This is a genomic window from Pontibacter sp. GD13 (assembly GCF_058216355.1).
Genome location: NZ_JBYZMQ010000005.1, coordinates 1 through 22,193, shown reverse-complemented (window position 1 = coordinate 22,193; position 22,193 = coordinate 1). Strand labels below are relative to the sequence as shown.

Below are 22,193 nucleotides of genomic sequence, written 5' to 3'. Positions count from 1 at the left end.
GCCGGAGCCTTGCTGTAGCAGCCCTCTAAACCTCGGGCTTATAGGTCGTAAAAAATAATTTCTTCAGGCGTTGCAGGCATTTATACTTTTGATTTTTAGCCGTATCTGAATTGGTATAGCCAAACTTCTCGGTAATCTCCTGCATGTTCTGCGTGTAAATGTAATAGGCTTCGATCAGCGAGCGGCAGGGTTCACCTAACTGCCCGAGGGCTTCGCCCATCAAACCGAACTGCTTTTCCTGTTCCTCATGCTGCAGCAGATCATCCTCAACGGGCACCACGGCGTCCGTATCGTCGAGTTTGCTGACAAAGCGCCCTTTTTCGGCCAGTCGCTTCAGCCAGAGCCTTCTGCACACCGCATAGAGGTACGTTTTGATCTGGCAGCTTAACTCCAGGCTGTTGTCCTTGATCTTCTCATAGAACACGATCACGCCTTCCTGGTAAATGTCTTTGGCCTCGTCCTCGGTTCCGCTGTTACTCAAAATAAGGTGAGTGATCATCGGGCAGTAAAGTTTGTACATATAAGACAGCGCCCTCTCATCGTTGCGCCGGATCCCTTCTATGATCTCCTCATCTGTCTCATACAAACGCTTCTTCATTCCAGTCAATTTTAATACGTTTAGGGGCAATTAGTAACCCATCAAAAAAATATTTTTAAAAATCTTAAAATAGTTGGGTTACCAATCCGGTGTTTGGGTATGAACATTCAAAATCGAAACCAAAAACACTTAATCACACAAAAAATGAAAAATTTATTCACTCTTGCTATCGTAGCTCTTGCTCTTTCTTTCACAGCTTGTAACAACGAAGAAGCTGCTACTGAAACTGAAGCTGTAGAAACTGAGGTTGTTGAAGAAACTCCAGTAATGGAAGAAGAAGTTGTTGTTGACTCAACTGTTGTTGTTGAAGAGACTCCAGCTACTGAAGTTGCTCCAGTACAGTAATTGAAGCAAGAACTTAGGCGATAGGCTTATAGTTCGAAAACACACAGCGGGACCCCGTGCTTTAGCGCGGGGTCCCGCTGTTTTTTAGGCTCGTTTCCTACTGCGGCGCTCCATCTCGCGTTTGATCAGGGTGAACTCCCGGCTGCTTTGTCCCGCAATGGCCGTGTTTTCGTTAGCGCGGCGCAGGAGGTAGGGGATTACAGCCTCTACCGGTCCGTAGGGCACATACTTCGCCACATTGTAGCCTGCATGCGCCAGATTATAAGAAAGGTTGTCGCTCATGCCATATAGCTGGGCAAAGTATACGCGCGGGTCATTCGGGGCGATGTTGTACTCCTCCATCAGCTCCACTAACAGGTAACAGCTGTCCTCGTTGTGGGTGCCATTGCAGAAGGCGATCCGGTCAACATGCGCAGCACAGAATCGCAGGGCCTCATTAAAGAGCAGGTCCGTAGCTTCCTTGCTTGGGTTTATCGGGCTTTCGTACCCTTCCGCCTGGGCGCGCCTGCGTTCCTTTTCCATGTAGGCCCCGCGCACCAGTTTGGCGCCCAGGTAATAGCCTTCCTGCAGGGCATTCTCATAATCGCGCCTCAGCACGTCTAACCGATCGTGTCGGTAGAGCTGGTACGTGTTGTAGATATTGGCCTTCTCCTTGTTGTAGAGGGCCATCATCTCGTAGGTCAGGTTATCTATTGTTTCCTGGATCCAGCTTTCCTCGGCATCAATAAAAACTTTTACGTCTTTGTCGTGGCAGCTCTTGCAAATGGCGTTTACCCGGTCGCGGCCCCGTTCAAAGGCGGCGCGGTCCGTTACGTTCAGTTCCTGCTTTTGCTGAACCTTTTCGAGCAGGTTTATATCGATCAGCCCGGTTATCTTAAACACCGAGAAAGGGATGTTCTTGTTGCCATGCGCCTTCTCTATGGCGTGCAGCAGTTCGTCGCGGGTGGCGTCAAAGCTTTTCTCATCGCCTTCGCCCTCTACTGAGTAATCCAGAATGGTGCCGATATTGTACTTGCTCAGTTCCTGAATGGCGCGCTCCGACTCCTCAATGGTTTCTCCGCCGCAAAAATGGTTGAAAATGGTGGGCTTGATGAGGAAGTTGATCGGTAAGTGCAGGCGCAAAGCCGTGTTTAAAAGTCCGCCGCCTACCTTTACCAGCGTGTTGCTGTTCATGGACTTAAACAGCAGGTACATTTTATAGAGCTCAGCGTTAGACTTAGAGGAGAAAGCAACGGCTGTATCGTCGAATGACAATTTTGTAGTCGGGTTCATGTAGGTAAATTTAGCGTTGCAAAGATACGGCTTCGGGCATAGTTCACAACCATTCAAAGCCCCAATTAAGGCTTAATTTAATTGGTAACCAAACCTTAAACTTCTGCGCGTGGCCAGTTGTTTACCCTCTGAAACGCACACTTTGCACCTACCCGGACAGAAGCAACCCGCACCGTGCAGCATTCTAAAGAGGCTTCAAACACGGTACTGGGCTTTTACCTGAACAAAGGTTACCTTTGTGGCAAGATCAATCGAATGGAGTTTAACCCGAACACATCAATTTTCACAAAACTGCTGGCAGGCAGCGGGCGTCCGCTTGTGATCGCCGGCCCTTGCAGTGCCGAAAGCGAGGCGCAGGTAATGCAGACAGCCGCCGCGCTTGCCAAACAAAACGTGCACCTGTTCAGGGCCGGCATCTGGAAACCCCGCTCCCGGCCCAACTCTTTTGAAGGGGTTGGGCATGTCGGGCTGGAATGGCTGCGGCAGGTAAAGCAGGTGTATGGCTTGCCTGTAACCACCGAAGTGGCCACCGGCAGGCATGTGGAAGAGGCGTTAAAACATGATATAGATGTGCTGTGGATAGGCGCCCGCACCACTGTGAACCCCTTTGCCGTGCAAGAGATTGCCGACGCCTTGCAAGGCGTGCAGGTGCCGGTGATGCTGAAGAATCCTGTAAACCCGGATCTGGCGTTGTGGATTGGGGCCATTGAGCGTATTTATAACACAGGTATCACCGATCTGGCGGCCATTCACCGGGGCTTTTCCTCTTACCAGGAATCGAAGTATAGAAACACGCCCCTCTGGCAGATTCCCATCGAGCTGAAAGCGCGTTTCCAGAACTTGCCCCTGCTCGTGGACCCCAGCCACATTGCCGGCAACCGCGAATTGCTCTACCCGGTGTCGCAGAAAGCATTGGATTTGGGCTACGACGGGGTGATGATCGAAACGCACCCTCAGCCGGACCAGGCCTTAAGCGATGCCGGACAGCAGGTGAGCCCGGAGGTTTTAAAAAAGATACTGGGCCAGTTACAGGTAAGAAAAGGAACGTACGATGATGCGGACCTGGTAAGCAGGGCGGAGGAGCTTCGGCTGCAGATTGATGGCGCCGACCATGACCTGATTGCCGCGCTGGCCAAGAGGATGGCCCTGGTGCAGCAGATGGGCCACTATAAAAAACAGCACAATGTACAGGTGCTGCAGCTGGAGCGCTGGAAAGAGATCTTTACAACGCGTGCTGACTGGGCCTCTGAGGCAGGCGTTCAACCGGATTTCGTGGCAGAGCTTTACAAACTGATCCACGTGGAATCTATCCGTATACAAACGCAGATACTCAACAAAGAAGCGGACAAGGGCTGATAGGCTTTTAAGCCTTGCTCTTTCATCCCTTAACTTTCTAACCCGAACGCATGACTGAAACGATACACATCGGTAACCAGGCTTTGAAGGAACTGCCGGAACTGCTCCAAAACCGGGCCTTTAGCAAAGTGGTGGTTCTGGTAGATGAAAATACCCTGGCCCTCTGTTACCCCCTGCTTAAACCTTACCTGCCTGCGCACCAGATTATCCAGGTCAGAAGCGGTGAAGCGCATAAAACCCTGGAAACGTGCGTGCACATCTGGGAGCGCATGACAGCGCTGCACCTGGACCGCTGGTCGTTGCTGGTTAATTTAGGGGGCGGCGTGATCGGGGATATGGGAGGGTTCTGTGCGGCTGTGTTTAAGCGCGGGCTTTTCTTTGTGCAGGTGCCCACCACTTTGCTGGCTCAGGTAGATGCCAGCGTGGGCGGTAAAACCGGGATCGACTTTCAGGGGTTAAAGAATCATATTGGCGTTTATAAAGAGCCCCAGGCGGTGTTTATTAACCCTGCTTTCCTGCAGACACTGCCGCCGCGCCAGCTTAAATCTGGCTATGCCGAGGTGATAAAGCATTGGCTGATCGCCGATGCCGACAAGTTCAGGGAGCAACGGCAGGTGGGTTTGTTCGTGGAGGACTGGGAGGAGATCATCCGCCATGCTGTAAGTATAAAGTCTGCTGTGGTGGAGGCAGACCCGCAGGAGGCAGGTTACCGCAAAGTGCTTAATTTCGGGCACACCGTGGGCCATGCCGTAGAGAGTTTTATGATGGAGCAAACCGGGCGGCAGCTGCTGCACGGGGAGGCCATTGCCGTGGGCATGCACTGCGAGTCGTGGCTTTCGGTGAAGCATAAGCTGCTGCCCCAGGAGGAACTGGAGCAGATCGAAACCTTTCTGGTGTCTGTTTACGAGAAGGTGCCCCTCACCGAGGCCGACATCCAACATATCGCCCAACTTGCTTTACAAGACAAGAAAAACACGCACGATATCATCAACTGCACCTTGCTGCAAAACATTGGGCAGGCCGTGTACGACCAGCCGGTTACGGTGCAGGAGATCGTTGCCTCACTTCGTTACTATACCTCCCTATGAGCCAAAGCATCACCTTAAGCCACCCGACAGGCGCTATCAAGGGAAGTATAAAACTGCCCGCTTCTAAAAGTGAGGCCAACCGAGCCCTCATCATCGCCGCCTTATCAGGGGAGAAAGCCATGCTGCAAAACCTTTCCGATGCCAACGACACACAGCTGCTGCAGTGCCTGCTTAAAAGTGATGCACAAACTATAGACGCAGAGGACGCCGGTACGGTGATGCGCTTCCTGACGGCCTTTTATGCCGTTACCGGGCAAAATAAAACATTAACGGGAACTGCGCGCATGTGCCAGCGGCCCATTAAGGTACTGGTAGATGCGTTGCGGGAACTAGGCGCCAGCATCGATTACCTGGGCGAGGAAGGGTATCCGCCTTTAAAAATAAACAGCTTTAACGGGAGTGGCAAAAACCGGCTCGTGGTGCGCAGCGACATCAGCAGTCAGTATGTATCTGCCCTGCTAATGGTGGCGCCGCTGTTGCCGGAGGGGTTGCACCTGCAGTTGCAGGGCAAGATCGGGTCCCGGCCCTACATCGACATGACACGCGCTATCATGCGCCAGTTTGGAGTTGAGACTACTTTTGAAGGAGACACCATCACTGTACCGCACCAACAGTATAAGCCGGCCACCTTTCAGATAGAGTCTGATTGGTCGGCGGCAAGTTACTGGTACAGCATCGTGGCGCTGGCCAGGGAGGCCGAAGTGGACTTGCCCGGGCTTAAGGAGCATTCGTTGCAGGGTGATCGTGCGGTAGTGGATATTATGCAGCGGCTGGGTGTTTTTACCACGTTTACAGCAGAGGGGGTAAAGCTCATCAAAAAGCACCACGAGAAACACGTTTCTTTCGACTTTTCGGACTGCCCGGACCTGGCCCAGACCGTGGTTGCGCTTTGCGCCGGTTTAGGGGTGACCCTGGAAATGACGGGCCTTGAAAGCCTCCGCATCAAAGAAACTGACCGTATACAGGCGCTGCAGATAGAGGTGCTGGGCATGGATACCTCGCTAGAGGAGATCACCCCCGGCGTGTTCCGGATGACACCCGGCATCATCACTAAAAAGCAACTGGCCTTCCGTACCTACCAGGACCACCGCATGGCCATGGCCTTCGCCCCGCTAGCCCTGCTGGAGCCGGTTCAGATTCAGGAGCCAGACGTGGTGCGCAAGTCGTACCCCAAGTTTTGGGAGGATCTAAAGAGCGTAGGTTTTTTGGAAAAGTATGAGGCGTGAAAAATGCGCAGCAGCAACTTGTAAAACAATTAAGTAAGAAGAGCGAAATTAAGCGTTCTGTACTTCCTGTAGCAGCTCCTGCAAATAGCCCGGCGCCTGTAGCAACCTGCTGCCATACCAACTGAACATCTCCCCATCCACTATTTTAACCATGGCATGCGGGCATAGTTCCAGGAACTCCTGTACGTGCTTTTCTTTAAACGGATAAGGCTCCGAAGAAAGCAGGATGAGTTGCGGGCTAGCCTGCCGGAGGATTTCCGGCGTCACCTCCGGGTAGCGTGGCAGCGTGGCAAAAGCGTTCGTAAAGCCGCAGCGGCGTAGCATATGGTCGATGAAATTGTTGCTGCCCACCGCCATGTAGGGTTTTCGCCAGATAAAGTATGCCGCGCTGACGCCTGGCTCTACGGGCTGGAGCTGCCCGAAACTGGAACGTATACTTTGCACCAGTTCCTGTGCCCTGGCCTCAGTTGCTGTCAGGCTCCCTACCTGCTGCATCATTTCCAGGGCATCGTCTAACGTATAAATGTCGCTCATCCATACGTTATACTTTTGTTGCAACTGCTCAATCCCTTCCTGGTAGTTCTCCTCTTTGTTGCCAATGATCAGGTCCGGTTGCAGTGCGGCGATCTTGTCGAACTGAAAGTTCTTGGTGCCGCCGATAACGGTTTTCTGCTTTGTTTGCTCTTTGGGGTGGATGCAGAATTTGGTAACGCCTACCACTCGATCCGCTAAACCCAGGTCAAACAAAAGCTCCGTTTGCGAGGGCACCAGCGAGATGATGCGTTGCGGACTTTTCAGCATCGTTACCTGGTGGCCCATCTGGTCGGTAAAGATCATTTCTTGTAGTTAAGCTAACGTTACAGGTATAAACGTCTTAACTGTTGTATTCCATAAAACGGAAGATAAGCCATTATCGCATCCTTAACACTCATGTTTATCGCTTTGCGGCGCTTGTTAAGTGCAACCGGAAAAAAGACGAACAGCGGGAGTATAGCAATAAGAAGTTGAGATGGCGCAGGCGATAGAACAAATACCGTTAGTGCTGCGACAGTAAGAAATGATACTAGCCAAAAGTTAGTGCGTTTCATGCGTAAATGGTAGTTGCTTCTTATGGTTTGGCAAAGTATAGGCGGCGCCACTCGTGGTAGCCTAAGCCCGGAACTATAGCTTTGAGTGATTCAATTAGGGTCAGGCCCACCTGCTTCCGGCGAATATTCAGAACAATGACCTGTAAAAAGAGAATGTTAAAGATAAATATCCAGGGATATGCCGTGTCTTTTAAGATATAAGTACTCAGCACAAAAGCTGCCCACGGCAATAACATTAAAATCCAGAAAAGATATCGATTCATCACAAACAAGTTGGTTGTACTAAAATTACATAAAATAAGGAAAAAACAAAACCCCAGCGCAACTCTAAGGCGCTGGGGTTTTGTAATCGCTAAAAGTAAGATCGTTACTTCAGGTAACGGAAATCCTGCTTGTCCTCTATCTTCAGAATCGTTTCGTAGATCATTTTAATCACGCTCTCCACATCATCCTTGTGCACGGTTTCTACGGTGGTGTGCATATACTTCAGGGGCAGGGAGATCAGGGCAGAGGCAACACCGGCGTTCGAGTAGGCAAAGGCATCGGTGTCGGTGCCGGTGGCGCGCGAAACGGCGGAGCGCTGAAACGGGATCTCCTTTTCATTGGCCGTGTTGATGATCAGGTCGCGCAGGTTGTTCTGCACGGCGGGGCCATAGGCGATAACCGGGCCTTTGCCACAATGAATGTCGCCACTGGTCTTTTTCTCATACATCGGGGACTGCGTGTCGTGGGTCACGTCGGTGATAATGGCTACATCCGGGTTAATGCGGTGCGCGATCATCTCGGCACCCCGCAGGCCAATCTCCTCCTGCACCGCGTTCACAACGTATAGGCCGAAGGGCAGCTGCTGGTTGTTTTCCTTTAGCATACGCGCCACTTCCGCAATCATAAAGCCTCCAATGCGGTTATCCAGGGCACGGCCTACGTAATAGCGGTCGTTCATTACGGTAAACTCATCCTCAAAAGTTGCAACGCAACCCACATGGATGCCCATCGCCTCGACTTCCTCGCGGTTATTGGCGCCGCAATCCAGGAATACGGTTTCCAGCGTTGGGGCCTTGTCGTTCTCTACCTTGCGCACATGTATGGCCGGCCAGCCGAAAACTGCTTTCACAATGCCCTTTGCCGTGTAAATGTTTACGCGCTTCGATGGGGCAATCAGTGCATCAGAACCGCCGTTGCGCTTCAGGTAGATGTACCCTTCGGGTGTAATATAATTCACAAACCAGGAAATCTCATCGGCGTGCGCCTCAATCACTACCTTATACGTGGCTTTGGGGTTGATCACGCCCACCACAGTGCCGTAGGTATCCACAAAATACTCATCAATGTAGGGCTTTACATACTCCAGCCACATTTTCTGACCCTCCGATTCGAAGCCAGTGGGGGAGGAGTTATTCAGGTATTTTTGTAGGAACTCAAACGATTCTTGTCTCATGTGTGTGGGTTTGCTGTTCAGATTATGCAAAGCATATATGTACGTACATTTTTGCTAAAATCCTTTCAAAATCAAAAATAATTATAGCGGTATGTTGCCGTGTTTTTTGCGTGGCAGGCTTACTGCTTTGTTTTCCAGCATCTTAAACGCTTTGATTAGTTTAGCCCGTGTCTCTGAGGGAAGGATCACCTCATCGATAAAGCCCCGGTGCGCCGCGCGGTACGGTGTGGCGAATTTCTCTTTATACTCCTGCACCTTCTCGGCCAGTTTCGCAGCCGGGTCTTCGGCCTCGGCTATCTCTCGCTTAAAGATGATCTCGGCAGCGCCCTGGGCACCCATCACGGCAATCTCGGCGGTTGGCCAGGCAAAGTTCATGTCGGCACCGATGTGCTTGGAGTTCATCACGTCGTAAGCGCCGCCGTAGGCCTTGCGCGTGATCACGGTGATGCGCGGAACCGTTGCCTCGCAGAAGGCATACAGCAGTTTGGCGCCATTGGTAATAATGCCGCGCCACTCCTGGTCGGTGCCCGGCAGGAAGCCCGGCACGTCCTCCAGCACCAGCAGCGGTACATTAAAACAGTCGCAGAAGCGCACGAAGCGGGCAGCTTTGGTGCTGGCGTTAATATCCAGTACGCCGGCCAGTACGGCAGGCTGGTTGCCTACGATGCCAATGCTGCGGCCACCCAAGCGGGCGAAGCCAACCACAATGTTATCGCCGAAGTTCTTGTGTACCTCAAAAAAAGAGTCCGCATCGATGATGCCCTCGATCACCTCGCGGATATCGTAGGGCTGGTTCGGGTTTTCGGGGATGATGGTGTCCAGCACTGCGCGGGTTTCATCCTGTCCGGCTTCGTAAGGCAAAGCAGGGGGCAGGTCTTCGCAATTCTGGGGGATATAGCTCAGCAGCTTTTTGATGTAGTTGATGCACTCCACCTCATTGGCGCAGGAGAAATGCGTGACGCCGCTTTTGGTGCTGTGGGTGCTGGCCCCACCCAGTTCCTCGGATGTTACTTCTTCATGGGTCACTGTTTTCACCACGTTGGGCCCGGTCACGAACATGTACGAGGTATCCTCCACCATCATGATAAAATCGGTGATGGCCGGGGAGTATACGGCGCCGCCTGCGCATGGCCCCATGATGGCTGAAATCTGTGGGATGACGCCGGAGGCAAGGGTATTGCGGTAGAAGATGTCGGCATAGCCGCCCAGGGATACCACGCCTTCCTGAATGCGGGCACCGCCGGAGTCGTTGAGGCCGATAACCGGGGCGCCGTTCTTCATGGCCAGCTCCATGATCTTCACGATCTTCTCGGCATGGGTTTCGGAAAGCGAGCCGCCCAGCACGGTAAAGTCCTGGGAGAACACATACACCATGCGGCCATTGATGGTGCCGTAGCCGGTTACCACGCCATCGCCCAGGAAATACTGCTTGTCCAGGCCAAAGTCTTTGGAGCGGTGCATCACAAACTTGCCGATCTCCTCAAAAGAGCCTTCGTCCATTAACAGGTGAATGCGCTCGCGGGCTGTCAGTTTTCCTTTTTTGTGCTGTGCTTTTATGCGGTCTTCTCCGCCACCCAACAGTGCTTCGGCATTTTTGCGGTCCAGCGTTGCTAACTGGGTCTTTTTTATTTCTCCGGCCATCAAAATAGAGTATAACGAGGTAAGTGTGTCGTGTTTAGTAATTAATTCTCAAATTTATAAACTCTGAGGCAAAATCCGGTACAGTTGTACTATTTTCTGGGTAATAGCCAATGATGTTGTTAAAATTTGGTCAAAAAATAAGGGCTGCCTTAGCGGCAGCCCTTATCAAAGTATGTAAGGCAGGTTATTCTTTATCCTTGCCCTTGTCAGAAGGCGAGGGTTTGGAGGACTCTTTCTCTTCCTCCGTTTCATCGGAAGCGCCTTTGGGCTTTTTGCCGTTGCTCTTCTTCGACTTAAAGGTCAGGTTTTCGTCTCCTTCCTTAAAGTCAACCTGTATGGTGTCTCCCTGGTTAACCTCGGCCTTCAGTATCTCCTCGGCAATCGGGTCTTCGATGTACTTCTGGATAGCGCGGTTCAGCGGGCGGGCGCCATACTTCGGATCATACCCTTTCTCGGCTACAAAGTCTTTTGCCTCTTTGGTCAGCTCGATGGTGTAGCCCAGGGCCTCCACGCGCTTGAACAGTTTGCTAAGCGACAGCTCGATGATCTTGTGCATGTCCTCGCGGTTAAGCGAGTTGAACACGATCACATCATCCAGACGGTTCAGGAACTCCGGGGAAAACGTTTTCTTGAGCGCACTGGCGATTGTGGTCTTCATAATGTCATCCACGTTCTCCTGCTTGCTCTTCGACAAGAAACCAATTCCGGCTCCGAAATCCTGCAGGTCGCGGGCACCAATGTTAGAGGTCATGATGATGATCGTGTTCCGGAAATCGACCTTGCGGCCCAATCCGTCTGTCAGGATACCATCGTCCAGCACCTGCAGCAGCAGGTTGTATACATCGGGGTGCGCTTTCTCGATCTCATCCAACAGCACCACGGAGTACGGCTTGCGGCGGATCTTCTCGGTCAGCTGGCCACCTTCTTCGTAGCCCACATATCCCGGAGGCGCTCCCACCAGGCGGGATACGCTGAACTTCTCCATGTACTCACTCATGTCGATGCGCACCAGCGAGTCCTCTTTATCGAACAGGTAAGTTGCCAGCACTTTGGCGAGCTCTGTCTTACCCACACCCGTCGGACCCAGGAACACGAACGAGCCGATTGGCTTTTTCGGGTCTTTCAGTCCCACACGCGTACGCTGGATGGCTTTCACCAACTGGCCAATGGCTTTGTCCTGCCCAATCACTCGGCCTTTCAGCTCATCGCCCATGTTGAGCAGTTTCACGCCTTCTTTCTGAGCGATACGTTTTACCGGTATACCTGTCATCATGGCAATAACCTCTGCCACATTTTCCTCTTTTACCGTGTAACGCTTTTTCTTCGTCTCCTCTTCCCAGTTCTTCTTGGCATTGTCGAGCTGGTCGATCAGTTTTTTCTCCTTGTCGCGCAGTTGGGCGGCCTCTTCGTACTTCTGGCTTTTCACCACGCGGTTTTTCTCGCCTTTGATGTTCTCAATCTGCTCTTCAAGCTTCAGGATATCATCGGGCACCACAATGTTGTTAATGTGCACACGGGCACCAGCCTCATCCAGCACGTCGATGGCTTTGTCTGGTAAAAAGCGGTCGCTCATGTAGCGGTCACTGAATTTTACGCAGGCCTCAATCGCCTTGTCGGTGTAGTTTACATGGTGGTGGTCCTGGTACTTGTCCTTGATATTGTTCAAAATCTCGATGGTTTCCTCGGGTGTGGTAGGGTCTACCATCACAATCTGGAAACGGCGGGCCAGGGCGCCATCTTTCTCGATGTACTGGCGGTACTCATCCAGGGTGGTGGCCCCGATGCATTGGATCTCGCCACGTGCCAGCGCAGGCTTGAACATGTTGGAGGCATCGAGGGAGCCTGAGGCGCCACCGGCACCCACAATCGTGTGCAGCTCATCGATGAACAGGATCACGTCCGGCGACTTCTCCAGCTCGTTCATCACGGCCTTCATGCGCTCCTCAAACTGGCCACGGTATTTGGTGCCTGCTACCAGCGAGGCCAGGTCAAGGGTTACCACGCGCTTGTTAAACAGCACACGGCTTACCTTTTTCTGAATAATGCGCAGGGCGAGGCCTTCAGCGATGGCTGTTTTACCCACGCCAGGCTCCCCGATCAGGATCGGGTTGTTTTTTTTACGGCGGCTCAACACCTGGGCCACACGCTCAATCTCTTTCTCGCGGCCCACAATAGGGTCCAGCTTGTCGTCTTCTGCCAGCTTGGTTAAATCGCGGCCAAAGTTATCCAGCACCGGGGTGCGTGATTTCTCGCCGGGCTTTTTACTGGCGCTGCCAGATCGGGAGGAGGAGCTGCCGAATAACTTGTCAGAGTCATCGGAATCGTCTGTGTCAGACGAGGCCAATGGATTATTGCTGTGATAATCCAGGGAATCTCTTATTGCTTCGTAGTTCACGTTGAATTTCGCTAATATTTGTGAAGAAATATTGTCTTCATCCCGCAGGATGGATAATAAGAGGTGCTCGGTACCGATGATATCACTCTTGAAGATCTTGGCCTCCAGGTAGGTGATCTTAAGCACCTTTTCAGTTTGTTTGGTTAGCGGGATACTGCCTGTTATGTTGCTGCTTTGGGTGGCTGTATTTCGGGTAGCTTGCTCTAAAGCGTACTTTAACTCATCTATCGAAACGCCAAGCTTCTTGAGCAGGGCAATGGCGGTACCTTCTCCTTCCCGAATCATGCCCAGCACCAGGTGTTCGGTGCCAATGTAATCATGACCAAGTCGAATAGCTTCCTCACGGCTGAGCGAGATAACCTCTTTCACTCTGTTTGAGAATTTAGCTTCCATGTATTGTATATAAAACTTAAAAAAATCAAAATTTGGTAATTGGCTGAGGCTAACAGAAAGGCTCTCTACTTAACAAGCCGTGGAGCGTATTTGTTCAGCTTGCCGGCCGGCGTTACTGCAGATAAGAAAGCGACGCTGGCCCCTGTGTAAACAACAAGTCAATTATACTTAACTCCGGTGCAAATTGTTTGCCAAATACCTGAGTATAGGGATTTACGTGCAAATTGTCAGGATAGATTTTCGGGTGTATCCTATTGCGTTGGTCCAGCACATTGGCAGGAGCCTGATGTTGGTAGGCCTCAGTGAAATGAATAGGCCTGTTTAGTTTTAGTAATTTAAGGTAAAGCCGCAATAAATCCACGTTCAGCTCGAATAAATATTTTGGCTGCCGGTCATACACTTCCTGCAGGTAGTCACTGTAAAATTCAAAATAAGGCGCGCGTCCGTAAGCGGCCTGTAGGGTGCGCCAATGTACGTTCAGCCATTTCTGGCTGTAGTCGATCTCAATCTGGCTGACCGGAATCTTATTTTTGCTGCTACCCCGCAGCACCGGCACACTGAGGGGCTGCACCCCCTGGGCCGTAAGAATGTGGCAGCGGTTGCGGTAACTTTGCTTGGCATAGTGCTCGTGCTGCTCCAGCAGGAGGGCATCGGCGCGCAAAGCGTGCCAGAAGTACTGCACGGGCGGGTTGTACATGGTTTCGGTAAGTAGAATCAAATTTAACTAAAGCGTTAAAGTGTGAAGGGATTGGTACATGCTATTGGTTCAGCACGGTCAAGCATAAAGGTGCCTTCCCTGATCTGAAAGAAATGCTCCTTTACCCGAAAGTGGCGCAGGGTGGCTTTATTAACTGCTAAATAAGCATGAATTCTGTAATTTCATAATCTAACGGGAGGTTGTACCTTTGCCGGAGCTTTTACACCTATGGAGAGAAGGATTAAAATTCCACCACTGTACTTCCCGCTTTGGTTACTGCTCAAGGGCTTGTCGTGGCTGCCCCTGGCCATCCTCTATGTGCTTTCAGACTTTCTTTTTTTGCTGGTATACTTTGTGATCGGGTACCGCAAGAAAGTCGTGCTGCAGAATCTGCGCAACGCATTCCCTGAGAAAACCGAGCCGGAAATCCAGCAGCTGACTAAGGCCTTTTACAGGCATTTTATGGATGTGGTGGTGGAGATGCTGAAACTGGCCTCGATAGACGCAGCCGAGATGCGAAGCAGGATCGTTTTTGTAAACCAGGAGCTGCTGGACGACTTTGTGCAGCAAGGAAAACCCGTGATTACCATGGGCTCCCACACCGGTAACTGGGAGTGGGTGCTATCGGCGGGTGCCGTGCAGTTCGCTTTTCCGGCCGAAGGTGTTTACAAGCCACTGAGCAATGTCTTTTTCGAGGAGTTCATGCACTACCTTCGCACGCGGCTGGGTGCCCGCCTCATTAAAATGAAGGACACTATGCGCGACTTTATCCAGAACAGGAAAGTACCGCGCGTGATTGCCATGCTATCGGACCAAACACCTCCTTTTAGCGAGATACAGTACTGGACGCACTTCCTTAACCAGGATACGGCTTTCTTTGTGGGGGCTGAGAAACTGGCGAATACTTTTGGCTACCCGGTGCTTTACCTGGACGTACACCGCATCAGGCGCGGGCATTACCAGCTGACCTTTGAAAAGCTGGCAGACGGCACCGAAAAAGCCGGGGAGGGCCTCTTCCCGATCACCGAGGCCTTTGCCCGAAAGCTGGAGGAAACCATCCGCCGTAGCCCCGCCGACTACCTCTGGACCCACAAACGCTGGAAACACAAGCGCAACCAGGGCCAGGTAAAAGGTTGATCAGGGCGAAACATGCATTCCGGGACATTTAAAACTCAAAACGTTGCTATCCCTTACAAATACTGCTCAATGTCGCCGGCGCCTTCTCTTAGCACCTCAAATCCGTTTCCGGTCACGTCTACTACCGTCGAGGCCTTGTTGTGGCCAGGGCCGCCGTCAATCACACAGTCCACCAGGTTTCTATACTTCTCATAGATAAGTTCGGGGTCGGTGCTGTACTCTACAACATCATCTTCGTCGCGGATGGAGGTGGAGAGGATAGGGTTGCCCAGCTCTTTTACCAGCATCAGGGCTATTTTATTATCCGGAACCCGAATGCCTACGGTTTTCTTTTTGCCACTGGTGTATTTAGGTACATGGCTGGTGGCGTTCAGGATAAAAGTAAAGGCGCCGGGCAGGGCTTTCTTCATCACCTTGTAGGTGGGGGTGTCTATTTTGGCGTAGTCGGAGATGTGCGTGAGGTCAGAGCAGATGAACGACAGATTTACCTTGTCTGGTTTCACCCCTTTTATCTGGCACACCCGCTCAATAGCCCGTGCGTTATGTATGTCGCAGCCAATGCCATAAATGGTATCGGTGGGGTAAATGATCACACCGCCGTTGCGCAGGATATCCACGGCTTCATAGATCTTGCGTTCCTGTGGGGTTTCGGGGTGTATCTGGAGGAAAGTAGCGTTAGGCATAGTTTAAGGGGTGCTTTAAGATCCGAAGTATAAAGTAAGCATACTGGATTGAATAAAGATGCGTTTCATATAAATTTAAAGGCCGGCCTGGCGGCTGTGGATTTATTATTCACCCAATTAGGCAAACTCTGATTCAGAATTAGAAACAGAAGTGTTATTTTTGCCTTTTGAAAACATGGTGCAAGGAACCTAATTTTTGTTCCGGGCCTTTTACTACCACTATGGCTACTAACGCTAAAAAACAAAGGAGAAAAGAAAAGAGCAAACTGGTGCCAAGCCTAATTGTGCTGTTCCTGTTCCTGTTTGTGAGTTTTTCTTATTATGCTTACCAGATCGTGTACACCCCTAACGTGGACACCAAAGACCAGGATACCTACGTGCTCATCCCCACCGGGGCCACCTACGAGCAAGCCATGGACTCTATTGAGGCTACCGGCGTGATCATCGATAAGCTGTCACTCCGGTTTATGTCGAAGCTGATGGACTATGATGGGCTGGTGAAGCCGGGCCGCTACAAGCTGGAAAACGGGTGGAATAACCGCCAGCTGATCGGGGTGTTGCGCCTGGGCGAGCAAACGCCCCTGAAACTTACCTTTAACAGCGTGCGGCTCAGAAGCCAGCTGGCCGAAAAACTGGCCGCCGACCTGGAGCCGACGCAACAACAGTTAGACAGCCTGCTCAACAACCAGGAATACCTGCAAGGGCTGGGTTTTGATACCACCACGGTGGTGAGCATGTTCGTGCCCAACACCTACGAAGTATACTGGACGATTACGGCCCCGCAGTTGATGGAGCGGATGAAGGCAGAGTATACCCGATTCTGGAACGAGGAGCGCAGGGCCAAGGCAGAAAAGCTGCACCTTACCCCGCAGCAAGTATCTACGCTGGCCTCTATTGTGCAGGCCGAAACGGCTAAAAAAGACGAGCAACCGCGTGTGGCGGGCGTTTACCTGAACCGGCTACAAAAAGGCATGCTGCTACAGGCCGACCCCACAGTGATCTTCGGGGTAAGGGACTTTACCATACGCCGGGTGCTGAACAAACACCTCGCCACCGACTCGCCCTACAATACTTACCGCTACAAGGGCTTGCCGCCAGGGCCGATAAACGTGCCGGCCATCTCCAGCATTGATGCGGTTCTGAACCCGGAGGCGCACGCGTATATTTATTTCTGCGCCAAAGAAGATTTCTCCGGATACCATAATTTTGCCGTAACCGCGGCAGAGCACCAGGCAAATGCCCGCCGTTTTCAGAACGCCTTGAACGAGCGGAAAATATTGAAGTAAAATATAACGACACACGTACCGCGTACCACGTAGCACGATGTTTTGTCACTCAAAAGTCGTGATACGTGTGTCGTGATATGCCATAAATAACAAGGTATGTTTGAATCAGAAGTGCAGCTACGCGTGCGATACGCCGAAACCGACCAGATGGGGTATGTATACTATGGCAATTATGCCGCCTATTATGAGGTGGCGCGTACCGAGGTGTTCAGGCGCCTGGGCATAAATTATAAAAAGATGGAAGCAACCGGCACCATGATGCCCGTGCTGGAGCTGAAGTGCAAGTACATCCGTCCGGCAAAGTATGACGACCTGCTTACCATCAAGCTTTTTCTAAGGCATAAGCCCCACGGATCTCGTATAAAATTCGAGTATGAAGTATACAACGAAGCAACAGAGCTGTTAAACGTAGGCGAAACCACGATGGTGTTTGTGGACATGAAGTCGGGCAGGCCAACGGCGGTGCCTCCTTTGATCCATGAGAAATTAGATTCGTACTTTGTAACGAATGAGGCTTAACCAGCAATATTTAAAACGCCGCAGAGCGTACCGTAAGTTCATCGTGTTCCTGAAAAGGTGGCGGTTCAACAACGGGCAATCTTCGGTATACGAGGTGGCCGATGTGCTGCTGGGAGAGCTGCGCCTTGACTCGGTAACCAAACGGGCCTCTTACATGGCGTTTAACTTTACGCTGGCCATTTTCCCAAGCATCATTTTCCTTTTCACCCTTATTCCATACATTCCCAGCGTGCTTTCGCTGGACCTAAGCGAGAGCATCCTCAATTTTATTGCGGACTTTATGCCCGAGGAGATGTATGCAGTGGCCTACACTACCATCGAAGACATTGTGAACAAACCGCGCGGGGGCTTGCTGTCCTTCGGTTTTCTGTTCGCGCTTGTACTCTCTACCAATGGCATTATGTCGTTGATGGATGCCTTTGATAAAAAATACCATACTTTTTACAAGCGCAGTTACATCAAAAAGCGAATGATCGCCACTGCCCTTACCCTTGTGCTGTCGCTTATCCTGTTCATGGCCGTGGCCGCCATCTTTTTTGGGCAGTGGATACTTGATGTGCTTGTTTTTTACGAGGTGGTAACCGAGAGTTACACCTATACATTGCTCGTTATTCTGAAGTATGTGGCCATCGTGTTCCTGTTTTTGCTGGCTACCTCCATTGTCTATTACTATGTGCCTGCAATAGAGGACAAGTGGCCTTTTTTTTCGGCAGGAGCCGTAGTGGCGACGGGCCTCATTTTCCTGGTGTCCATGTTGTTCTCCTTTTATATCAGTGCTTTTGATACTTACAACAAGTTTTATGGGTCTATTGGGGCGCTAATTGGTTTGATGATCTGGCTGGATTTTGTTTCGATGATCCTAATTTTTGGTTTTGAGATCAACGTGAGCATCGATACGGTGACCAAACGCCTGGTGCGCACCCGTAAAAGTATAGCGGCTCCGGTAGCGAAAGCATAGCACCGAAAGTATAGGAAGCGCTGCCTGCCGGGTACTGGAATCTTTTTAAGCTTACAGATCAGTTGTTTAGCTGGTTTTTGGTCTAATCAGAATAAAAATTGTGCGGTATAATTTTGATAATTCCCGTCGGCGCCCTACTTTTGTATTCGAAATTATTAGAGAGTTGGCAGAGTGGTCGAATGCGGCGGTCTTGAAAACCGTTGACTGTTACAGGTCCGGGGGTTCGAATCCCTCACTCTCTGCTGGTAGCCATACCAAAAGCAATTAAAAGCCTGCAAATCAAGTATTTGCAGGCTTTTTTGCTTTACCAGGAATGCTAAATTGTTCACTTTCTTTCAAATTATAGGTGAGTCATCTGGTGAGTTCATCAACGGTAAATTCTTACTCACCAGATTCGTCTCAACTAGTTGATTTACAGGTTGTACAGTAGTTGTATATCTTGTTGTCAGGTGACTGCAAAGCTAACTTTGTTTAACTTTTAAAGTCACTGTCAGGAGTGTAAACATCAACATCCTCTTTTACCTTAAAAAGCCCAAGAACTATCATTGAGGGCCTGTGCCCGTTTACCTGCGCATTACGGTTGATGGAAAGCGCGCTGAGGTATCCACCAGCAGAGCGTGTGAGCCCAGCCGCTGGATCGGGGCTGCAGGGAGAGCATCCGGAACAAGAGAAGCTGCCAAGTCACTGAACAGTTTCCTAGATATGCTCAAAGTCAAGGTGTATGATGCGCAACGGCAGCTGTTGGCAGCGGACGAGCCCGTTACTACCGAGAGCCTGAAGGGAAAGCTGACAGGCAAGGGAGAGCGGGTTATTATGCTACTCGATGTTTTCAAAGAGCACAACGAAAAAGTTGCTGCCATGGTGGGCGATGAGTTCGCGCCCGGGACGCTGGAGCGCTATGAAACTTCACTGAAGCACACAAAATACTTTATGGAGTGAAAGTATGGGATAGGGGATATCGCCGTTAGTAAAATAAACCATGCTTTTGTGGCTGATTATGAGTTCTGCCTGCGTAGCGTCAGGAAGTGTTCCAACAACACAGCCGTTAAGTACATCAAGAACTTCGGAAAGATTATCCGTATCTGCATGGCAAACGGATGGATCAAAAACAGTCCTATTCTTAACTACAAGGCGAAGATCAGGCAAGTTGACCGGGTGTTCCTGACAGAGGATGAGCTGGACAGGATAGCCAAGAAAGAATTCGTGTCGGAGCGCCTCACGCAGGTGCGGGATATCTTCCTGTTCAGTTGCTTTACAGGACTTGCCTATGTGGACGTGAAGGGGCTAAAGCGCTCAGACATTGTGCCTGGTGTAGATGGTGAGCAATGGATATTCAAGAACCGGCAAAAGACCGATACGCCATCCCGCATTCCGCTACTCTCCACAGCCAAATCGATCATCGAAAAGTATAAACACGATCCGCAGTGTTTAATTGAGGGGAAGGTAATGCCCGTGCCTAGTAACCAAAAGCTTAATGCCTACTTAAAGGAGATTGCTGACTTATGCGGTATTACAAAAACGATGACTTTCCATACGGCCCGCCATACCTTCGCCACTACTGTTACACTGTTGAACGGGGTGCCGATGGAGAGTGTATCAATAATGCTGGGTCACACCAACTAGAGGACTACGCAACACTATGCTAAAGTACTGGACATTAAGGTTGGTGAGGATATGCGTTTGTTAAATGAGAAATTGAAGTACCAGGAGTGTAAGAATAGCTAAGGCTCCAGAACCTTTCGATACCTCGGAGCCAGAATGTGAGATGCGAAAGTAGATCACTTGAGATGGTCATGTTACAACGAAGTTAAAGATATGATGTAATTTACCTTCTATTCCCCATATACTGCTGCCAGTTGACGATGAGCATTTTCTCCTCCTCAAGCAGCATATAGCCGTAGTCGTAGCAGAAGTGGTAGGTGTTGCCGTTATTGGCGCGGTAGAGGTGGGTGAAGTGGCGGAAGTCGAAGCCATGAAGTTCAAGGGCCTTTCGCCTGACGGTCGTCTTTCCCAGAGGGCTCGCCTGCTTTAGCAGATGCCTGTTCTTTCTAAGGGTGGCGTTCACCTGGCGCATCAACTGCTCGCCCTCGTCCTCGAGCTTACGCAGGTTGCCCGCCGCCGCCCGGCACTGGTCGGAGCAGAACCTCTTGTCCGACCTTCCCGTCATGGGACCTCCGCACTGCCCGCATTTCCTGTTGTCTTTTTCCATGTTTTGCTTTCTTATTCGTACGTATGCGCTTATATCCGGATTATCCGGCTATATCCGTATCATCCGGATACTTACGGAACTATACGCGTAATCTCCGGCTAAGTGTTTGGAAAGCGCGTTATTGCACCGGTTAATCAATTTATTGTGACATGTACTACAACTCTTTGCAACCGGTCATCTTCCTCAATCCCCTGGAGCACGAGGGAAAGCCCTTTATCCGTATCTGGCACAAGCCCAACCCTTTCATCGTGAAGCGGCTGAAGGAGGCCGCGTGGGTAAAGTACAGCAAGACCTACAAGTGCTTTGTGATGCATCGCTCTGATCAGCGCATCGAAAGGCTGCATGTGCACTTTGAGGGGACGGCAAAGGTAGACGCGCGCTACCTCTACCGCCCCAAAAGGCTCAGGCCGGCAGAAGGCCTGGTGATCCTCTCCGGGGGGCATGCTTCTGTGCCGCTAAAGAAGGCGCCTGTGCTGCCAGTGGTGCGTCTGCAGCCGCTGGAGCACGAGGGGAAATCGCTGGTGCAGATCAGCCACGCCTACGACAGGAGCATCTATGAGTGCCTGAGGCTTAGCAAAAGCTGCAGATGGCTGCCAGCGCTAAAGTGCTTTGTGATGGAGGCAGGCAGCGACAGCATGCACCTGCTGCTTGATGATGTGGCGGGGGTGGCGCAGGTGTGGCTGGCCCAAACGCTGAAGGTGCGGGACCTGAGGCTGCAGGCAAGGCTCTGGGAACAGAACTACGCCAAGGGGGTGGGCTATATTGCCAGCCCTGTGGCTTACCTGGAGAAGCTCTTTCTTCTCAATTACTCTTTGAATACCATCCGTACCTACCACTCGCTTCTGCTGCGTTTTTTGAACGGGCATAAAGAGCAGGGGCTGGAGCAGATCAACGCCTTCTCAGAGGAGGAGATCAACCACTATCACCGGGGTATGGTGCAGAGCCAGAAATACTCTTTTTCCACCATCAGCCAGTCCATCAACGCCGTCAAGTTCTATTTTCAGCGGGTGCTGGGCCGGCACGAAGTGCAGCTAAACCTGGTGGAGCGGCCCGAGAAGCCCCGCCGCCTGCCCACCGTGCTCAGCAAGCAGGAGGTGGCCCGGATTCTATCTGTCACAGAGAACTTGAAGCACCGCTGCCTCTTGCAGCTCCTGTACGCAGGCGGCCTGCGGATAAGCGAGGTGATCAATCTCAAGCTTACGGACGTGCAGTCGGAGCGAAACCTGCTGCTCATTCGCGGTGGTAAGGGCAAAAAAGACCGCACCACCTTGCTTTCCCAAAAGCTGCTGGAGAGCCTCAGGGCTTACTACAAAGCTTATAAGCCGAAGGTGTGGCTCTTTGAGGGGCAGACGGGCGGGCAGTACACGGTGGAGAGCATCCGTAATGTTTTTAGGGCCAGCATGGCAAAGGCCGGAATCCAGACGAAGGCGACGCCCCACACCCTGCGCCACTCTTTTGCCACGCATTTGCTCGAGCAAGGCACGGACCTGCGCTACATCCAGACGCTGCTGGGCCACGGCTCGAGCCGGACCAACGAGATCTACACGCACGTGACGAGCCACTCATTGGAAAAGATCACCAGCCCGCTTGACAACTTGTGAATAATTCCTATATTAGCTAAAGAATATGCTATGGGTATGAAAACTGCTGCAAAGAAACGAACAGGTAAAGGCAACTGCTATAAAACAGGGGCAATCACCTTCGCACATAGTGGCAATAACCGTATGTTTACGCATATCCAGTAGTTGACCGTGATTGTGAATTTACGAGCTTTAAAAGTGGCGTGTCTTTCAGGCTTTTTTAGGTCTGGGCGGCATCAAAGGCCACTAAAGCTCAGCAACGATCAGAAAAAGAACCAAAGGCA

General features: G+C 51.3%; 20 protein-coding genes and 1 tRNA gene. 12 read left to right on the top strand and 9 right to left on the bottom strand.

Going from position 1 to position 22,193, the window contains the following annotated elements:
* Positions 1-25: 25 nt before the first annotated feature.
* Positions 26-598: an RNA polymerase sigma factor gene (locus AC4BAN_RS08885; protein WP_490564043.1), complete on the bottom strand. Its 573-nt coding sequence runs from the start codon at positions 596-598 to the stop codon at positions 26-28.
* A 144-nt stretch (positions 599-742) separates the two neighbouring features.
* Here AC4BAN_RS08885 and AC4BAN_RS08880 point away from each other — a divergent pair, with 144 nt between their 5' ends.
* Positions 743-943 carry a hypothetical protein gene (locus AC4BAN_RS08880; protein WP_490564042.1) on the top strand — a complete coding sequence of 67 codons (201 nt, stop codon included), beginning with the start codon at positions 743-745 and terminating at the stop codon, positions 941-943.
* Positions 944-1,027: 84 nt separating this feature from the next.
* On the opposite strand, the gene AC4BAN_RS08875 is transcribed toward AC4BAN_RS08880, so the two are convergent.
* Positions 1,028-2,215 (bottom strand): proline dehydrogenase family protein, encoded by a 1,188-nt coding sequence (locus AC4BAN_RS08875; protein WP_490564041.1) that lies wholly within the window; start codon positions 2,213-2,215, stop codon positions 1,028-1,030.
* Positions 2,216-2,389: 174 nt separating this feature from the next.
* Here AC4BAN_RS08875 and AC4BAN_RS08870 point away from each other — a divergent pair, with 174 nt between their 5' ends.
* From AC4BAN_RS08870 to AC4BAN_RS08860, 3 genes are read left to right on the top strand one after another with little or no spacing between them, the layout of a single operon-like run.
* A complete protein-coding gene (locus tag AC4BAN_RS08870; RefSeq protein WP_490564040.1) occupies positions 2,390-3,571 on the top strand; it encodes a chorismate mutase in 1,182 nt (393 codons plus the stop codon).
* Between the two features lie 50 nt (positions 3,572-3,621).
* Positions 3,622-4,659: a 3-dehydroquinate synthase gene (gene aroB / locus AC4BAN_RS08865; RefSeq protein ID WP_490564039.1), complete on the top strand. Its 1,038-nt coding sequence runs from the start codon at positions 3,622-3,624 to the stop codon at positions 4,657-4,659.
* On the top strand, positions 4,656-5,885 hold the full coding sequence (locus tag AC4BAN_RS08860) for a 3-phosphoshikimate 1-carboxyvinyltransferase (protein WP_490564038.1): 1,230 nt from the start codon (positions 4,656-4,658) through the stop codon (positions 5,883-5,885). Before aroB ends, AC4BAN_RS08860 begins: the two co-directional genes overlap by 4 nt.
* A 48-nt stretch (positions 5,886-5,933) precedes the next feature.
* Here the strand turns inward: AC4BAN_RS08860 and AC4BAN_RS08855 are convergent, their stop codons facing one another.
* From AC4BAN_RS08855 to AC4BAN_RS08835, 5 genes are all read right to left on the bottom strand, one after another.
* A complete protein-coding gene (locus tag AC4BAN_RS08855; RefSeq protein ID WP_490564037.1) occupies positions 5,934-6,722 on the bottom strand; it encodes an ABC transporter substrate-binding protein in 789 nt (262 codons plus the stop codon).
* A gap of 618 nt (positions 6,723-7,340) precedes the next feature.
* Positions 7,341-8,411 carry a M42 family metallopeptidase gene (locus tag AC4BAN_RS08850; RefSeq protein ID WP_490564036.1) on the bottom strand — a complete coding sequence of 357 codons (1,071 nt, stop codon included), beginning with the start codon at positions 8,409-8,411 and terminating at the stop codon, positions 7,341-7,343.
* A gap of 81 nt (positions 8,412-8,492) precedes the next feature.
* A complete protein-coding gene (locus AC4BAN_RS08845; RefSeq protein WP_490564035.1) occupies positions 8,493-10,052 on the bottom strand; it encodes an acyl-CoA carboxylase subunit beta in 1,560 nt (519 codons plus the stop codon).
* A gap of 184 nt (positions 10,053-10,236) precedes the next feature.
* A complete protein-coding gene (locus AC4BAN_RS08840; RefSeq protein WP_490564034.1) occupies positions 10,237-12,840 on the bottom strand; it encodes an ATP-dependent Clp protease ATP-binding subunit in 2,604 nt (867 codons plus the stop codon).
* A gap of 112 nt (positions 12,841-12,952) precedes the next feature.
* The gene (locus AC4BAN_RS08835) at positions 12,953-13,537 is read right to left on the bottom strand and encodes a WbqC family protein (protein ID WP_490564033.1); all 585 of its coding nucleotides are present in this window, start codon (positions 13,535-13,537) and stop codon (positions 12,953-12,955) included.
* A 228-nt stretch (positions 13,538-13,765) separates the two neighbouring features.
* On the opposite strand from AC4BAN_RS08835, the gene AC4BAN_RS08830 reads away from it, so the two are divergent.
* Positions 13,766-14,674: a lysophospholipid acyltransferase family protein gene (locus AC4BAN_RS08830; RefSeq protein WP_490564032.1), complete on the top strand. Its 909-nt coding sequence runs from the start codon at positions 13,766-13,768 to the stop codon at positions 14,672-14,674.
* Between the two features lie 53 nt (positions 14,675-14,727).
* On the opposite strand, the gene AC4BAN_RS08825 is transcribed toward AC4BAN_RS08830, so the two are convergent.
* Entirely contained in the window at positions 14,728-15,357 is a 630-nt protein-coding gene (locus tag AC4BAN_RS08825) for an L-threonylcarbamoyladenylate synthase (RefSeq protein WP_490564031.1), read from the bottom strand.
* Between the two features lie 221 nt (positions 15,358-15,578).
* Between AC4BAN_RS08825 and mltG the strand changes: the two genes are divergently transcribed.
* The 6 genes from mltG to AC4BAN_RS08795 all read left to right on the top strand — a co-directional run bounded on the left by mltG (position 15,579) and on the right by AC4BAN_RS08795 (position 19,743).
* Entirely contained in the window at positions 15,579-16,643 is a 1,065-nt protein-coding gene (gene mltG, locus AC4BAN_RS08820) for an endolytic transglycosylase MltG (RefSeq protein WP_490564030.1), read from the top strand.
* A 96-nt stretch (positions 16,644-16,739) separates the two neighbouring features.
* On the top strand, positions 16,740-17,162 hold the full coding sequence (locus AC4BAN_RS08815) for an acyl-CoA thioesterase (RefSeq protein ID WP_490564029.1): 423 nt from the start codon (positions 16,740-16,742) through the stop codon (positions 17,160-17,162).
* Entirely contained in the window at positions 17,152-18,120 is a 969-nt protein-coding gene (locus AC4BAN_RS08810) for a YihY/virulence factor BrkB family protein (protein WP_490564028.1), read from the top strand. Before AC4BAN_RS08815 ends, AC4BAN_RS08810 begins: the two co-directional genes overlap by 11 nt.
* 157 nt (positions 18,121-18,277) lie before the next feature.
* A tRNA-Ser gene (locus AC4BAN_RS08805) sits at positions 18,278-18,362 on the top strand.
* 313 nt (positions 18,363-18,675) lie between these two features.
* Positions 18,676-19,059: an Arm DNA-binding domain-containing protein gene (locus AC4BAN_RS08800; protein WP_490564027.1), complete on the top strand. Its 384-nt coding sequence runs from the start codon at positions 18,676-18,678 to the stop codon at positions 19,057-19,059.
* A gap of 9 nt (positions 19,060-19,068) precedes the next feature.
* Entirely contained in the window at positions 19,069-19,743 is a 675-nt protein-coding gene (locus tag AC4BAN_RS08795) for a site-specific integrase (RefSeq protein WP_490564229.1), read from the top strand.
* A gap of 202 nt (positions 19,744-19,945) precedes the next feature.
* Here the strand turns inward: AC4BAN_RS08795 and AC4BAN_RS08790 are convergent, their stop codons facing one another.
* Positions 19,946-20,329 carry a hypothetical protein gene (locus AC4BAN_RS08790; protein WP_490564026.1) on the bottom strand — a complete coding sequence of 128 codons (384 nt, stop codon included), beginning with the start codon at positions 20,327-20,329 and terminating at the stop codon, positions 19,946-19,948.
* A gap of 149 nt (positions 20,330-20,478) precedes the next feature.
* On the opposite strand from AC4BAN_RS08790, the gene AC4BAN_RS08785 reads away from it, so the two are divergent.
* Positions 20,479-21,930 (top strand): tyrosine-type recombinase/integrase, encoded by a 1,452-nt coding sequence (locus tag AC4BAN_RS08785; RefSeq protein ID WP_490564025.1) that lies wholly within the window; start codon positions 20,479-20,481, stop codon positions 21,928-21,930.
* Positions 21,931-22,193 lie beyond the last annotated feature (263 nt).

Excerpts from the sequence above, each read along its gene's own strand:
- AC4BAN_RS08840 (WP_490564034.1), bottom strand. The coding sequence starts at position 12,840 with ATGGAAGCTAAATTCTCAAACAGAGTGAAAGAGGTTATCTCGCTCAGC.
- AC4BAN_RS08790 (WP_490564026.1), bottom strand. The coding sequence starts at position 20,329 with ATGGAAAAAGACAACAGGAAATGCGGGCAGTGCGGAGGTCCCATGACG.
- AC4BAN_RS08855 (WP_490564037.1), bottom strand. The coding sequence starts at position 6,722 with ATGATCTTTACCGACCAGATGGGCCACCAGGTAACGATGCTGAAAAGT.
- AC4BAN_RS08845 (WP_490564035.1), bottom strand. The coding sequence starts at position 10,052 with ATGGCCGGAGAAATAAAAAAGACCCAGTTAGCAACGCTGGACCGCAAA.
- AC4BAN_RS08825 (WP_490564031.1), bottom strand. The coding sequence starts at position 15,357 with ATGCCTAACGCTACTTTCCTCCAGATACACCCCGAAACCCCACAGGAA.
- AC4BAN_RS08830 (WP_490564032.1), top strand. The coding sequence starts at position 13,766 with ATGGAGAGAAGGATTAAAATTCCACCACTGTACTTCCCGCTTTGGTTA.
- AC4BAN_RS08860 (WP_490564038.1), top strand. The coding sequence starts at position 4,656 with ATGAGCCAAAGCATCACCTTAAGCCACCCGACAGGCGCTATCAAGGGA.
- mltG (WP_490564030.1), top strand. The coding sequence starts at position 15,579 with ATGGCTACTAACGCTAAAAAACAAAGGAGAAAAGAAAAGAGCAAACTG.
- AC4BAN_RS08815 (WP_490564029.1), top strand. The coding sequence starts at position 16,740 with ATGTTTGAATCAGAAGTGCAGCTACGCGTGCGATACGCCGAAACCGAC.
- AC4BAN_RS08785 (WP_490564025.1), top strand. The coding sequence starts at position 20,479 with ATGTACTACAACTCTTTGCAACCGGTCATCTTCCTCAATCCCCTGGAG.
- AC4BAN_RS08880 (WP_490564042.1), top strand. The coding sequence starts at position 743 with ATGAAAAATTTATTCACTCTTGCTATCGTAGCTCTTGCTCTTTCTTTC.
- AC4BAN_RS08850 (WP_490564036.1), bottom strand. The coding sequence starts at position 8,411 with ATGAGACAAGAATCGTTTGAGTTCCTACAAAAATACCTGAATAACTCC.
- AC4BAN_RS08875 (WP_490564041.1), bottom strand. The coding sequence starts at position 2,215 with ATGAACCCGACTACAAAATTGTCATTCGACGATACAGCCGTTGCTTTC.
- AC4BAN_RS08810 (WP_490564028.1), top strand. The coding sequence starts at position 17,152 with ATGAGGCTTAACCAGCAATATTTAAAACGCCGCAGAGCGTACCGTAAG.
- AC4BAN_RS08835 (WP_490564033.1), bottom strand. The coding sequence starts at position 13,537 with ATGTACAACCCGCCCGTGCAGTACTTCTGGCACGCTTTGCGCGCCGAT.
- AC4BAN_RS08885 (WP_490564043.1), bottom strand. The coding sequence starts at position 598 with ATGAAGAAGCGTTTGTATGAGACAGATGAGGAGATCATAGAAGGGATC.
- aroB (WP_490564039.1), top strand. The coding sequence starts at position 3,622 with ATGACTGAAACGATACACATCGGTAACCAGGCTTTGAAGGAACTGCCG.